Here is a 12,423-nt window from a genome sequence, read left to right on the forward strand (position 1 = left end):
GGCATATACTCAGGCCCAGCTTAGTTGTTATGGCAAGTAAGCCGGAATGGGTTTTCTCCTAGCCCATTTCGGACATCAAGGGGCAAATTTCCACTCCGCTGCTGCACCTTGCCGCAGTTGGGGTGTGATCTAAAAACCCCAATAACCCGAGGGATATATCTCACATGGATATGATGACGGTCGATCTATCAAGGCTACAGTTCGCCTTGACGGCGCTGTATCACTTTCTGTTCGTCCCGCTGACGCTTGGCCTTTCCTTCATGCTGGTCATCATGGAAAGCGTCTATGTGCTGACGCGGCGCGAAATCTGGCGCACCATTACCCGTTTCTGGGGCACGCTTTTCGGCATCAACTTCGTGCTGGGCGTGGCCACGGGTCTGACCATGGAATTCCAGTTCGGAACGAACTGGTCCTATTATTCACACTTTGTCGGCGACATCTTCGGCGCGCCTCTGGCGATTGAAGGCCTGATGGCCTTCTTCCTCGAAGCGACCTTTGTCGGCCTGATGTTCTTTGGCTGGGACCGCCTCTCGCGCGTCGGACACCTGATCGTGACCTTCCTTGTGGCGCTGGGCACAAACCTGTCGGCCCTGTGGATCCTGATCGCCAATGGCTGGATGCAGAACCCGGTCGGCGCGGACTTCAACCCGGCCACCATGCGTATGGAAGTCTCGGACTTCATGGCCGTGCTGTTCAATCCGGTGGCGCAGGCCAAGTTCGTGCACACCGTGTCGGCGGGCTATGTGATCGCGGCGGTCTTCGTGCTCGGCATCTCGGCCATCTATTTGCTCAAGGGCAAGTGGGTGTCGGTTGCCAAGCGTTCGATGGCGGTGGCGGCGGCCTTTGGTCTGGCCTCCTCGCTGTCGGTCGTCGTTCTGGGCGACGAGTCGGGCTATGCCCTGACCGATAACCAGAAGATGAAGCTGGCCGCGCTTGAAGCCATGTGGCACACCGAACCGGCCCCGGCGGGTCTGACCCTGTTTGGCATCCCCAACCTGACGACCCAGCACACCGATATGGAAGTCAAGGTGCCCTATGTTCTGGGCCTGATCTCCACGCGCTCGCTCGACCGTCCGGTCATCGGTATCCTTGACCTCGTTGAAACGGCGGAACACCGCATCCAGTCGGGTGTGGCGGCCTATGACGCCGTGGAAAAGCTGAAGGTCAACCCCGAAGACCTCGCCGCCCGCGCACAGTTCGAAGCGCATAAGCGCGACATCGGTTATGGCTATCTGCTGAAAAAGTACGTCGCTGATCCGCGCACGGCGGACGCCGCCCTCATCCAGAAGGCCGCCCTCGACACCATCCCCAATGTGCCGGTGATGTTCTGGACCTTCCGTCTGATGGCCGCGATCGGCTTTGCCATGATCGCCCTGTTCGCGGTGGCCTTTGTGCTGGTTAGCTTGCGCAAGGCCGAGCATAGCCGCTGGTTCCTGCGCCTGTGCGTGCTGGCCATTCCGCTGCCGTGGCTGGCGGCGGAAGCCGGGTGGGTGCTGGCTGAGCTGGGGCGTCAGCCCTGGGCCGTCGAAGGCGTCCTGCCCACCTTTATGGGCGCGTCCAGCCTCACCGTCGGGCAAATCTGGGTGACCATAGTCGGCTTCACCCTGCTGTACGGCACGCTGGCCGTCATCGAGGTCGGCCTGCTGGTCAAGACGATCAAGACCGGTCCCTATGCGTCGAAATTCGGTCGTATGCACGATGCCGAAGACACCAGCCCGCTGCAAAGTGGTGGCCTCGCCGGTCCGGCTGAATAGAGCGCTTATAAAGGAGTAACCCCTTATGGAACTACCTATCGACTACATGACCTTGCGGGTCATCTGGTGGCTGCTCATGGGCGTGCTGCTGATCGGCTTCGCCATTATGGACGGCTATGCGCTGGGCACGCTGGCGACCCTGCCGTTCGTCGCCAAAACCGACGATGAGCGCCGGGCGGTGATCAACACCGTCTCGGCCACCTGGGAAGGCAATCAGGTGTGGCTCATCCTGGGGGGCGGTGCCATCTTCGCCGCCTGGCCCTTCGTCTATGCGGTGAGCTTCTCCGGCTTCTATCTGGCCATGTTCCTTGTGCTGTCGGCGCTGATCCTGCGTCCGGTCGGCTTCAAGTACCGCTCCAAGCGGCCGGGCAAGGCGTGGCGCAACAACTGGGACTGGGCGCTGTTTGTCGGCGGCTTTGTCCCGGCTCTGGTCTTCGGCGTGGCCGTCGGCAATGTGCTTCAGGGCGCGCCGTTCAGCCTCGATAGCGACCTGCGCATCACCTATCACGATCAGTTTCTGGGCGGCCTGCTCGGCCTGTTCAGCCCCTTCACCGTCCTGTGCGGCCTGACCTCCGTGGCCATGCTGCTGCTGCAAGGGGCGACCTGGGTGTCACTGAAAATCGAAAAGGGTGCCCTGCGTGACCGCGCCATCACCTACGGCGTCTATGCCGCTCTGGCCGTGATCGTTCTCTTTGCGCTGGGTGGCGTCTATCTCGCCTATGGCGGTCTGGGCTTCAAGGTCGTGGGCGACGTCGCCGTCAATGGCCCGTCCAATCCGCGAAATGCTGAGGTCGTCAAGGAGGCCGGCGCGTGGCTCCTCAACTACGGCACCTATCCGTGGATGATCGCGGCCCCGGTGCTGGGCTTTGTGGGCACGCTGCTGGCGCTTCTGGGCCTGAAGACCAAGGCCGATCCGTGGGCCTTCATCGGGTCTTCCATCGGCGTGCTGGGCATTATCGGCAGCGTGGGCGTTTCGATGTTCCCCATCATCCTGCCTTCGACCATTGACGCCCGCTCCAGCCTGCTGGTGTGGACGGCCTCCAGCTCGCACACCACCCTGTTCATCATGCTGGGTGTGACGCTGGTCTTCCTGCCCATCGTCCTGCTCTACACGGCGTGGGTCTATAAGGTGCTGTTCGGCCGCATCGAAGTGAAGGCGTTGAAGACGAATCCGGACCTCTATTGAGAGCATGGGGGAAACTCTGTTTCCCCCATGTGCCCCCTTTTAAACATTGTGAGGCATTTTCTCGGGGCGGCCCGTCGAAAATGCCTCGCTTTCCTAAGTCAGGCTTTGCCGCAGGCAAAGCCGGAAGGAGTTGCAAAATGTGGTATTTTACCTGGGTGCTGGGCCTCGGTCTGGCCGTAACCTTCGGGATTTTGAACGGGATCTGGTTCGAATTCCTCACCACCGATGATCCCGATGCCGAAGACCCGCATAAGGATTGAGATGCAAAAAAACCCCGCTGGTTACAGCGGGGTTTTTTTACACCTCTTCGGTGTGGGGCGTCGGCGGAGTCGGGGAGTAGTCGCGCAGGGTTTTGACGAAGCGGAAGACCTGCGCCTTGACGATTTCGTCCTCGCCGCGTTCGGCCAGCGTGAACAGCTCGCTCATCAGATTGGGCGGCAGGTGCAGGTCCATCGCCTGATTGACCACCTTGAAGATACCCGGCCGCAGGGGCTCACGGATCTCGTTGTCGTCGAGCAGCGCCTCGGTGATCTTTTCGCCGTCGCGCAGACCGGTCAGGACGATCTTGATGTCCTTGTCGACCTTGAGGCCGTACATGTCGATCATGCGCTTCGCCAGATCGTAGATACGGATCGGCTCGCCCATTTCGAGGATGTACAGGCTCGATTTTTCCGACAGGTTTGTCGCGTTGTGCATGGCCGCCGTCATGACCAGTTGCACCGCCTCGTAAATGGTCATGAAGAAGCGCTCGACCTTGGGGTCGGTCAGCGTAATCGGCCCGCCGCGGTCGATCTGCGCGCGGAACAAAGGCACCACGGACCCCGTCGAGCCCAGCACATTGCCAAAGCGCACGACGCAGGCCTGATTGAGGTGGCCCATTTGCGACGAAATCAGGTGTTCGGCCAGACGCTTGGTCGCCCCCATCATCGAGGCGGGCGCCACGGCCTTATCCGACGAGATAAGCACCAGTTGCTTCACATTGGCCGCCTGCGCCGCGTCAATCACGTACTGCGTCCCCATGACATTGGTCAGCACGCCTTCCGACGGATTGATCTCGACCATCGGTACGTGTTTAAGCGCCGCCGCGTGGAAGATGACGTCGGGCTTCTGCGCCACGAAGATGGCCTCAAGGCGCGCCTTGCGCCGGATGGAGCACAGGATCAGGCTGACCGGCGGCTTGCCGAATTCCAGGTTCAGCGACTGCTCGACATCGTAGAGCGCCAGTTCGGTGTGATCGATCAGAGTGACGTGCGCCGCCCCCAATCGCAGGGCCTGGCGTGCGATCTCAGAGCCGATGGAACCGCCGCCGCCGGTAATCAGGATGCGCTTGCCGGCGTAGAAGGCGCTCAGCGCCGCGTGGTCCAGATGCACCTGCGGGCGTTGCAGCAGCGACTTGTACGAAATCTGATCATTGGGATCGGCCAGCGTCAACTTCACGTTGCGCCGTCCCATCAAGCCGGACTTGGCCAGAAACCGCAAAATACGATAATTAAAAATGGCCATACGAACCTAATACCGGCCCCGAAAAAGAATAAAACCTACAGGCATTGACACCCCCCGCGTCGTGCGTGCATGGCGATAAAAAAGCGTTCGCCCACACCTAACTTACAGCTTTTCGCGAAAAAAGAATAAGGTAATTTTGTGGGCGGCCGATTTTCCCCAACCGTTTTCCACCGGTAGCTTTATGAAGGTCACAGTTCTCTTTTTTGGTAAGGTGGCCGACGTGATGGGCGAGCGGCATCGCGTGTTGGACCTTGCTGATACGCCGGGGCGGCTGTTTGACCTGCGCCAAAGCGTTCTGGAAGCGGCCTTTGCGTCTGGCGCGCTGGAGGCTCAGCGGGTGCTGATGAGCGTCAATCAGGCCCTGACGCACGAGGATCGTCCATTGCAGGACGGCGATGAAGTGGCCTTTTTTCCCGTCTTTTCGGGGGGCTAGGGGCATGGCGGTGATCGAAACCCTGTTACTGCCGCAGGCGCTGGACGGGCAGGCCCTCTATGGTCGCTTTGTCGAGGCCAATCGCGGCGCCGGGGCCATTGTCACCTTTTCCGGCCGGGTGCGGGGCGAGACGACCGAGGGCGCGGTGTCGCGCCTGTGGCTCGACTGGTATCCCGGTATGAGCGAGCAGAGCCTGAAGGCCATTGCCGAGGCCGCCGCCGAGCGTTTCGATGTGCGGGCCCTGCTGGTGGCGCATCGCTGCGGCGAGGTGAAGGCCGAAGACGAGATTGTGTTTGTGGCGGCCGCTTCGGCGCATCGGCGGGCGGCCTTTGAGGCGGCGGACTATCTGATGGACCGGCTCAAGTCCGAGGCGGCCCTGTGGAAGCGCGAGGTCGGCGACGGCTTTGCGCGCTGGGTGGAACCGACGGCCAAAGACGCCGACGATCTGAAACGGTGGACATCATGAGCGAAAACAGCCTGTCACACATAGGCAAGGATGGCCGCGCCCACATGGTCGATGTCGGCGCGAAGGCCGTCACGGCGCGCAAAGCCCGTGCTGAGGGGCGGCTGATCTGCGCCCCGGAGACGCTGGCCATTGTGCGTGACGGCAAAGCCCCTAAAGGGGCGGTGATCGCCACGGCTGAGATCGCGGGCATTATGGGGGCCAAGAAGACCGCGGACCTGATCCCCCTGTGCCACCCTTTGAGCCTGTCCAAGGTAGGGCTTGAGATCGTGATGGATGAGACCCTGCCGGGCTTTCGCCTCAGCGCTGAGGTGAAGACGTCGGGGCAGACGGGCGTCGAGATGGAGGCCCTGACCGCCGTGTCGGTGGCAGCCCTGACCCTCTATGACATGCTGAAAGCCGTCGATAAGACCATGCGTATCGACGGCATTGAGGTGGTGGGCAAGGCCGGCGGTAAGGCGGACTTTGGTTACTGACCGCCGCGCTGCATAACCAGCGTGCACCACGCATCGCGGTGGATGCGACGCACGACGCGGAAGCCCTTGGACAGGTAGGCGGCTTTGACGAAGCGCTCCTGCGTGCGCAGCAAGCCCGACAGGATGACCGTGCCACCCGGCTTGAGCGCCGTCTTGATCGACTGCGACAGACCGACCAGAGGCCGCGCCAGAATATTGGCGAAGACCAGATCGTAGGGGGCGTCCTTGCGCACGTCCTTGTGGTTCAGGCCGTTGGCCCACACAAAGCGCGCCGCCGCCGCGTTCAGCTTGGCGTTTTCGTTTGAGATGCGCACGCTGATAGCGTCGATATCGGTGCCGACGGCGTATTTGGTGCCGGTCTTGGCGGCGGCGATGGCCAGCACGCCGGTGCCTGCACCGACATCCAGCACGCGCTCATAACGGTGCTTTTTCAGCAGGTCATTATAGGCCCACAGGCAGCCGACCGTCGTGCCGTGGTGGCCCGTCCCGAAGGCAGCCCCGGCTTCGATGCGCAGATTAACCGCGTTGAGCGGCTTTTTGCCGCGATCGTGAATACCGTACACGAAGAATCGTCCGGCGCGCACGGGCGGCAGACCCGACAGGGCCATGGCCAGCCAGTCGGCATCGGCCAGTTGATCCGCCGTAACGACCAGTTCCGGATATCCTGCCAGAAGCTCTTGTAAACGCTGATCTTCTTCCTCAGTGGTGGGGAAGGCGTCGATGCGCCATATATTGCGGTCCTCATCCTCTTCGAGGATCGAATAGGTCGCGCCTTCGAGCCAGGCATCGTTGTCGATGGCCTCCGCAGCGGTTTCTGCCACCAGACGGGGGCCTTTTGCGATGATTTGTTGTGGATTATAAGTCATTGTAGGCTTTGCAGATCGTCCGATTCGATGTGACGGAAGCGTTTCAACGGTCTTTTATGCGTAAGGGGGCCCTTACGCCAATGGGAAAGTAGGCAATGGCGACGGAAAAAAAGACGAAGACGGTAAAAGCGGCGGAAATTCCGGCGGATGCCGGGGTGAAAAAGACCATCGCTCGTAAGGCTCCGGCGCCGAAGCCTGCGGCGGAAGCCGCTGTGAAGGCCGCGACCGAAAAGACCGTCAAGGCTGCCGACGCTACGGCCAAGAAGGCGGCAAAGACGGCCGCCACTGTGACAAAGAAGGCCGAAACCGCCACCAAGGCCGCAACGGCCAAGATCGAAAAGGCCGCCAAGACCGCCAAGGCCAAGGTCGAAAAGGCCGAAAAGGTTGTCGAGGCTGAGGTCAAGAAGGCTGCCCGCTCCACGACCCGCGCCGCCAAGACCGTCGCCGCCGTTGAGCCCAAGGTGACAAAGGCCCGCACCCGCGCGGCGAAGGCCGTCGAAGCGGCTCAGGGCGAGATCGACAAGGCCGTCAAGCGCGCCAAGCCGGCGCTCGACAAGGCTGCCCAGACCGCCAGCGCCGCCGCCGCCGTGGCTAAGGAAAAGCTGGAAGACGCCGCCGAAGCCGCTAAGCCGGTTGTTGAGCAAGCCAAGGCCAAGCTCGACGATGTGGTCGAGGCCGCCAAGCCGAAGATCGAGGAAGCGGTGCACAAGGCCGAAGAGGTCGCCGCTGCCGCCAAAGACAAGCTGGACGAGGCCGTAGAAAAGGCCAAGCCGGTACTGAACGAAGCCAGGGAAGCGGTCGAAGAGGCTGTGGCCAAGGCCCAGACCGAAGCCCACAAGGTGCAGGAAGAGGTCAAGAAGGCGCAGGCGCAGGTCAAGAAGCGCGGCTTCTTCGACTGGCTGTTCGGCCGCAAATAGGCGAGGGGGCAGAGCGGCGGATGCACGAAGCCCTGCCGGTCATCGGCATCACCTGCTGCCATCGTGACTTCGGCGTCGAGATGGCGCAGGCGGTGATGGACCGTTATGTCCGCGCCGCCACCACCTACGCTGAATGCTCTGCCGTGCTTATCCCGGCCATCACCGGTTTCTTTGACGCCCGTTCCGTTGCTTCGCGACTGGACGGGCTTTTGCTGACCGGGTCGCCTTCCAACATCGAGGCGCGCCGCTATGGTCAGGCCGAAGGGGAGGGGCCGTTCGATGCCGAACGCGATGCGGTGTCGTTGGCGCTGATCGAATGCCTGACCCTGATGGGGAAACCGGTCTTCGGAATTTGTCGCGGCTTTCAGGAAATCAATGTGGCGCTGGGCGGCACTCTGCGCCGCGATCTGGGGACAGCACCTGAGGGCTCCGGGCGTCTGGACCACCACGCCCCGGTGCAAGCGAGTTTTGCGGACATGTTTGACCACGGGCACCCGGTGACCCTGACCCCAGACAGTGTGCTGGCGCGCGCGGTCGGGCGTGAGACGCTGACGGTCAATTCGGTGCATTTTCAGGGGGTTGACCGGCTGGCCGAGGGGTTAAGCGTCGAAGCTGTGGCCGCCGATGGCGTGGTCGAGGCCTTCAGCGCCAATATCGGCGGCGCGCAGGTACTGGGGGTGCAGTGGCACCCGGAATGGCAACCGGAGCTTTATCCCGACCGTCAGGCCTTTTTCCGCTTGCTCGGCGCCGCGGTGCGCGGAAACGCGATTTAACTTGGCCTCCTCTGATAAGGCTTGCAGCGTTCAGTTTAGAGCTAGCGCCAGTAAGGTTAGAACCACAGATTACGCAGATTGCACAGATGGGCGCTGCGCGCCGGTGCGGGGTCTCGGGACACCTATCTATCTGTAAAATCTGTGTAATTTGTGGTTCCTATCGTTTCCAGTAAACCCCTTCCGCAAATTGTGATCACAATTTTGCGCGGCCCGTGATTTGGCCATTCCGCTTTTGCCGGGGCGGGGCTATAGTCCCGTGGAAACCTTTCCATTACGGAGCGCCCGTCATGAATCTTCCGCTCAAAAACAACGACTCCGCCGAATTGAAGGCGCTCGATCTGGCGCACCACCTGCCGGCGCAGGCTGACTATGCGCTGCTGGAGCAACTGGGCGGTAGCCGTATTATCACCCATGCCGAAGGCTGTGTGATCACGGATATCGACGGCCAATCGCTGCTGGACGGCATGGCCGGTCTGTGGTGCGTCAATGTCGGCTATGGGCGCAGCGAACTGGCCGAAGCGGCCTATAAGCAGATGCTGGAACTGCCCTATTACAACACCTTCTTCAAGACGGCGACCGCCCCGGCCGTGCGGCTGGCGGCCAAGATCGCCGAGAAGATGGTTCTGGGCAATCCGGACCTCAAACACGTCTTTTTCAACTCGTCGGGGTCTGAGGCCAATGACACGGTCTTCCGTCTGGTGCGTCACTACTGGACGCTGAAGGGTGAGCCGGAGCGTCAGGTCTTTATCTCGCGCCGCAATGCCTATCATGGTTCGACCGTCGCCGGGGCCTCGCTGGGCGGTATGACCTTTATGCACGCGCAGGGTGGCCTGCCCATTCCCGGCATCGAGCACGTGCGTCAGCCCTATCTGTTCGGTGAAGGCTTTGGTCAGGACCCGGACGCCTTTGCCGACGCCTGCGTTCAGGACATCGAAGACCGCATCCTCAGCGTCGGGCCGGACAAGGTCGCGGCCTTTATCGGTGAGCCGGTGCAGGGTGCCGGCGGCGTGGTCATCCCGCCGGAAAGCTACTGGCCCAAGGTCGAGGCCCTGTGCCGCAAGTACGGTATCCTGCTGATCTGCGACGAAGTGATCTGCGGCTTCGGGCGTCTGGGTCAGTGGTTTGGCCATCAGCATTACGGCGTCAAGCCGGACATCATCGCCATGGCCAAGGGGCTGTCGTCGGGCTATCTGCCCATTTCGGCGGTCGGCGTGTCGTCACACATCGTCGAGGTGCTGAAAACCGGCGGCGACTTCGTGCACGGCTATACCTATTCGGGTCACCCAGCGGCCTGCGCCGTGGCGCTGGCCAATATTGGCATTATCGAGCGCGAAGGCCTGATCGAGCGCACGCGCGAGGTGACAGGCCCCTATCTGGCCAAGGCCCTGAAACGCCTCGACGGCCATCCGCTGGTCGGCGAAGCGCGCTCCATCGGGCTTTTGGGGGCGGTGGAAATCGTCGCCGAAAAGGGCACCAACACGCGCTTCAAGGGCGCCGAAGGCCATGCCGGTCCGGTGGTGCGTGACATCTGTATCAGGAACGGTCTGATGGTGCGCGGCATCCGTGACACCATCGTCATGTGCCCCCCGCTGATCATCACCGAGGCCGAGATCGACCGCATTGTCGATATTCTGGAGGTTTCGCTGAACGAGGCCGAGCCAGTATTGCGCGCGCTCTGATCGCTTTCTTATGGAGCGGTGACGCCTCGCCTCGCGCCTTTTGATGCCAGACAGCCTAAGCTGTCCGGGCATGAAACGAGCAACCCTGTCCTGCGCACGCCGCCTCTGACAGCGCGTGAAACATAATCGGCCCGGTCTGAGTGTCCCCCGACTCAGGCCGGGCTTTTTTGTCTCAATCGTAAGCAAGGAAACGCCTATGACCGCCCCACATAAGACCGATGATCCGCAAAAGGCCGAAACCGCCGATGTCCGCGAGCATTTTTCGCGCGACAAACCCTCAAACGGCGAAGCTGGCGAATCCTTTGGTGACGAAACAGACAGCAAGGACGAGCGGATGCAGCCCAGGACGCCGAACGGCAAGGGGTTGGCCAATGAGCACTATGTCAAAAGCGATTCTGATCAGCCGCGCGTCGCCGAAGAACCGGGCGCCTTAAGCGGTCGTTCTTAAAGTTAAAACCGTCGTTGCAAGGCCAGCACGAGCCGGTCGCCGTGCGCCTTTGAATACTCATGGCGGTTGGTGTCGTAATAACGCAGATCAAGCGTCGTCCGCGCATTCAGCGTCAGCGTCGCCCCGGCATTCCACGCCGTGTAGGTGCGCTTCGGCTCGGTACGCCGCTCGCCGAGGCCACCCGATACGCTCCAGCGATCGGACAGTTTCTGGACGGCTCCCAACTCATAATAGACGGCCTCTTGGGTCGCGCCCGACGAGTCCGGCGACCAGATGGTCAGGGCCTTTAGCGTCGTGCGCCCGAAGGCGCGGCTGGCCTCGCTTTGCCACTCGACGAAGTGCGTGTCGCTGCCCGGCCGTGCACCGTCATTGACCTTATAGATGATCTGGCTGTTCAGGGTCGCCTTGCCCAGCGTCCACTTACCACCCACGGCCAGTCCGCTCTGATAGTCGCTGCCGTCGCTGCCCTTATAGTTTTTGTAGCGGGCTGAGGCATAAAACCAGTTACGGGTGGCCGTAAGTGCCATACCCACCTGACCATTGCCCTGCGTTTCTGAGACGCCTTTGCTGGTCGAGTCGGTGGCGGCCGTCAGTTGGCCACTCAGCTTCCAGCCCTGCAAGGCCTCCGTGACGTCGTCGCTCCAGTCGGCGATGAGGTTACTTGTGGGGGCAGCCATCGCCGCGGGGGCCGCAAACGACAAGAGCGCAATGACAGATGAGGCGGCAGATAAACGCACGAAGGGCTCCTGTTCGACCGCCATAACTGTCATCAATCTGATGTCAAACTGTCACAAAACGGCGTTGCGCGAGCCTTTATTGCAGTTTGATGACACTATTGTGACAATGCGGGGCCGCGATCAGGATAAACGACCCCGCGTAAGGAAACCATAGGTCCTATGTCAGGCGCGTTTGCGCAAACCTTTGCGTGGCCTCGGAAAATTCCATTTTTAGCCGTGCAATCAGTTCAGAGGCGGGCAGGATGTCGCGCACATTGCCCGTGCCTTGCCCCGCCGACCACAAGGTCTTCCACGCCTTGGCCTCGTCGCTCATCTCGTGGTCCATGTCCATCTTCGTGGTCATGTCCTTCAACATGTCTTTGGTGATGCCGTGGCTTTCGAGCGACGGCAGCAGGAAGGAGGCGGGGACGCCCGAAATGGCCGGCGTATAGACGATGTCCTTGGCCGACGACTGGGTCAGCATGGTCTTGTAGCCGTCGCTGGCCATGGCCTCTTCGGTAGCGATAAAGCGCGTGCCCATATAGGCGAGGTCGGCCCCCATCATCAGCGCTGCCGCCACGTCCGACCCGCGCGACAGGCAGCCGGACAGGACGAGGGTGCCTTTATACCACTGACGGATCTCGCCCAAAAGCGCGAAGGGGTTATAGGTGCCCGCATGGCCGCCCGCCCCATTGCAGACAAGGATCAGCCCGTCCACCCCGGCTTCGGCGGCCTTTTGCGCGTGGCGCACGGTAGTGATGTCGTGGAAGACCACGCCGCCATAGGAATGCACCGCATCGACCACGTCACGCACCGCCCCCAGCGAGGTGATGACCAGCGGCACCTTCTTTTCGACCGTCACCCTCATATCGGCCATCAGCCTTGAATTGGTCGGGTGGACGATCATATTGACGCCGAAGCGCGCATCCTCAAGTTTCAGCGCCCCTTGAATTTCGTCGAGCCATTGCGCATAGCCTTCGGTGGTCCGCTGATTGAGCGCCGGGAAGGTGCCGATCATACCGCTCTGGCACGTCGCAATGACCAGCTCCGGCCCGGAGACCAGGAACATCGGCGCGGCAATGGCGGGGAAGCTGAGGCCCGCTTTCAGGGTATCCGGAATGGCCATGGTCGTTTCTTGCCCTTAAGTAAACTGTTGTATTATATCAATTATTATCCATCTCAGGCGACATTGCAAATGTTGCCTGAGAT

Annotated in this window: 14 protein-coding genes; 10 read left to right on the top strand and 4 right to left on the bottom strand. The window is 61.4% G+C overall.

What is annotated here, in order from left to right; genetic code table 11:
* The first annotated feature begins 164 nt into the window (after positions 1-164).
* The 3 genes from EM6_RS01050 (at position 165) to cydX (ending at position 3,200) form a co-directional block, all read left to right on the top strand.
* Positions 165-1,754: a cytochrome ubiquinol oxidase subunit I gene (locus tag EM6_RS01050; RefSeq protein WP_126419629.1), complete on the top strand. Its 1,590-nt coding sequence runs from the start codon at positions 165-167 to the stop codon at positions 1,752-1,754.
* A 25-nt stretch (positions 1,755-1,779) separates the two neighbouring features.
* Entirely contained in the window at positions 1,780-2,940 is a 1,161-nt protein-coding gene (cydB, locus tag EM6_RS01055; protein WP_126419630.1) for a cytochrome d ubiquinol oxidase subunit II, read from the top strand.
* A gap of 137 nt (positions 2,941-3,077) precedes the next feature.
* Complete coding sequence (gene cydX, locus EM6_RS01060) at positions 3,078-3,200, top strand: cytochrome bd-I oxidase subunit CydX (protein WP_126419631.1); 123 nt, start codon at positions 3,078-3,080, stop codon at positions 3,198-3,200.
* A 37-nt stretch (positions 3,201-3,237) separates the two neighbouring features.
* Here cydX and EM6_RS01065 read toward each other — a convergent pair whose 3' ends face one another.
* Positions 3,238-4,443 carry a polysaccharide biosynthesis protein gene (locus tag EM6_RS01065; RefSeq protein WP_126419632.1) on the bottom strand — a complete coding sequence of 402 codons (1,206 nt, stop codon included), beginning with the start codon at positions 4,441-4,443 and terminating at the stop codon, positions 3,238-3,240.
* A gap of 181 nt (positions 4,444-4,624) precedes the next feature.
* On the opposite strand from EM6_RS01065, the gene EM6_RS01070 reads away from it, so the two are divergent.
* Genes EM6_RS01070 through moaC form a run of 3 tightly spaced genes read left to right on the top strand, consistent with a single transcriptional unit; the run spans position 4,625 to position 5,815 of the window.
* On the top strand, positions 4,625-4,876 hold the full coding sequence (locus tag EM6_RS01070) for a MoaD/ThiS family protein (RefSeq protein ID WP_126419633.1): 252 nt from the start codon (positions 4,625-4,627) through the stop codon (positions 4,874-4,876).
* A 4-nt stretch (positions 4,877-4,880) separates the two neighbouring features.
* Positions 4,881-5,342: a molybdenum cofactor biosynthesis protein MoaE gene (locus EM6_RS01075; protein WP_126419634.1), complete on the top strand. Its 462-nt coding sequence runs from the start codon at positions 4,881-4,883 to the stop codon at positions 5,340-5,342.
* Positions 5,339-5,815: a cyclic pyranopterin monophosphate synthase MoaC gene (gene moaC / locus EM6_RS01080; protein WP_126419635.1), complete on the top strand. Its 477-nt coding sequence runs from the start codon at positions 5,339-5,341 to the stop codon at positions 5,813-5,815. Before EM6_RS01075 ends, moaC begins: the two co-directional genes overlap by 4 nt.
* Here moaC and EM6_RS01085 read toward each other — a convergent pair.
* Positions 5,809-6,681, bottom strand: a complete 873-nt coding sequence (locus tag EM6_RS01085; protein ID WP_126419636.1) for a 50S ribosomal protein L11 methyltransferase — start codon at positions 6,679-6,681, stop codon at positions 5,809-5,811. The genes moaC and EM6_RS01085 overlap by 7 nt on opposite strands.
* Before the next feature lie 95 nt (positions 6,682-6,776).
* Here EM6_RS01085 and EM6_RS01090 point away from each other — a divergent pair, with 95 nt between their 5' ends.
* The 4 genes from EM6_RS01090 (at position 6,777) to EM6_RS01105 (ending at position 10,498) form a co-directional block, all read left to right on the top strand.
* Positions 6,777-7,598, top strand: a complete 822-nt coding sequence (locus tag EM6_RS01090) for a hypothetical protein (RefSeq protein ID WP_126419637.1) — start codon at positions 6,777-6,779, stop codon at positions 7,596-7,598.
* 20 nt (positions 7,599-7,618) lie between these two features.
* A complete protein-coding gene (locus tag EM6_RS01095) occupies positions 7,619-8,371 on the top strand; it encodes a gamma-glutamyl-gamma-aminobutyrate hydrolase family protein (RefSeq protein ID WP_126419638.1) in 753 nt (250 codons plus the stop codon).
* Positions 8,372-8,658: 287 nt separating this feature from the next.
* The gene (locus EM6_RS01100; protein ID WP_126419639.1) at positions 8,659-10,050 is read left to right on the top strand and encodes an aspartate aminotransferase family protein; all 1,392 of its coding nucleotides are present in this window, start codon (positions 8,659-8,661) and stop codon (positions 10,048-10,050) included.
* Positions 10,051-10,246: 196 nt separating this feature from the next.
* Positions 10,247-10,498 carry a hypothetical protein gene (locus EM6_RS01105; RefSeq protein WP_126419640.1) on the top strand — a complete coding sequence of 84 codons (252 nt, stop codon included), beginning with the start codon at positions 10,247-10,249 and terminating at the stop codon, positions 10,496-10,498.
* A gap of 2 nt (positions 10,499-10,500) precedes the next feature.
* On the opposite strand, the gene EM6_RS01110 is transcribed toward EM6_RS01105, so the two are convergent.
* Together EM6_RS01110 and EM6_RS01115 are read right to left on the bottom strand one after the other, a co-directional pair.
* Positions 10,501-11,235 (bottom strand): hypothetical protein, encoded by a 735-nt coding sequence (locus tag EM6_RS01110; RefSeq protein WP_126419641.1) that lies wholly within the window; start codon positions 11,233-11,235, stop codon positions 10,501-10,503.
* A gap of 157 nt (positions 11,236-11,392) precedes the next feature.
* Entirely contained in the window at positions 11,393-12,340 is a 948-nt protein-coding gene (locus tag EM6_RS01115) for an NAD(P)H-dependent flavin oxidoreductase (protein WP_126419642.1), read from the bottom strand.
* Positions 12,341-12,423: the final 83 nt, after the last annotated feature.

The sequence above is a fragment of the Asticcacaulis excentricus genome, from assembly GCF_003966695.1.
GTDB classification, from domain to species: Bacteria; Pseudomonadota; Alphaproteobacteria; order Caulobacterales; family Caulobacteraceae; genus Asticcacaulis; species Asticcacaulis excentricus_A.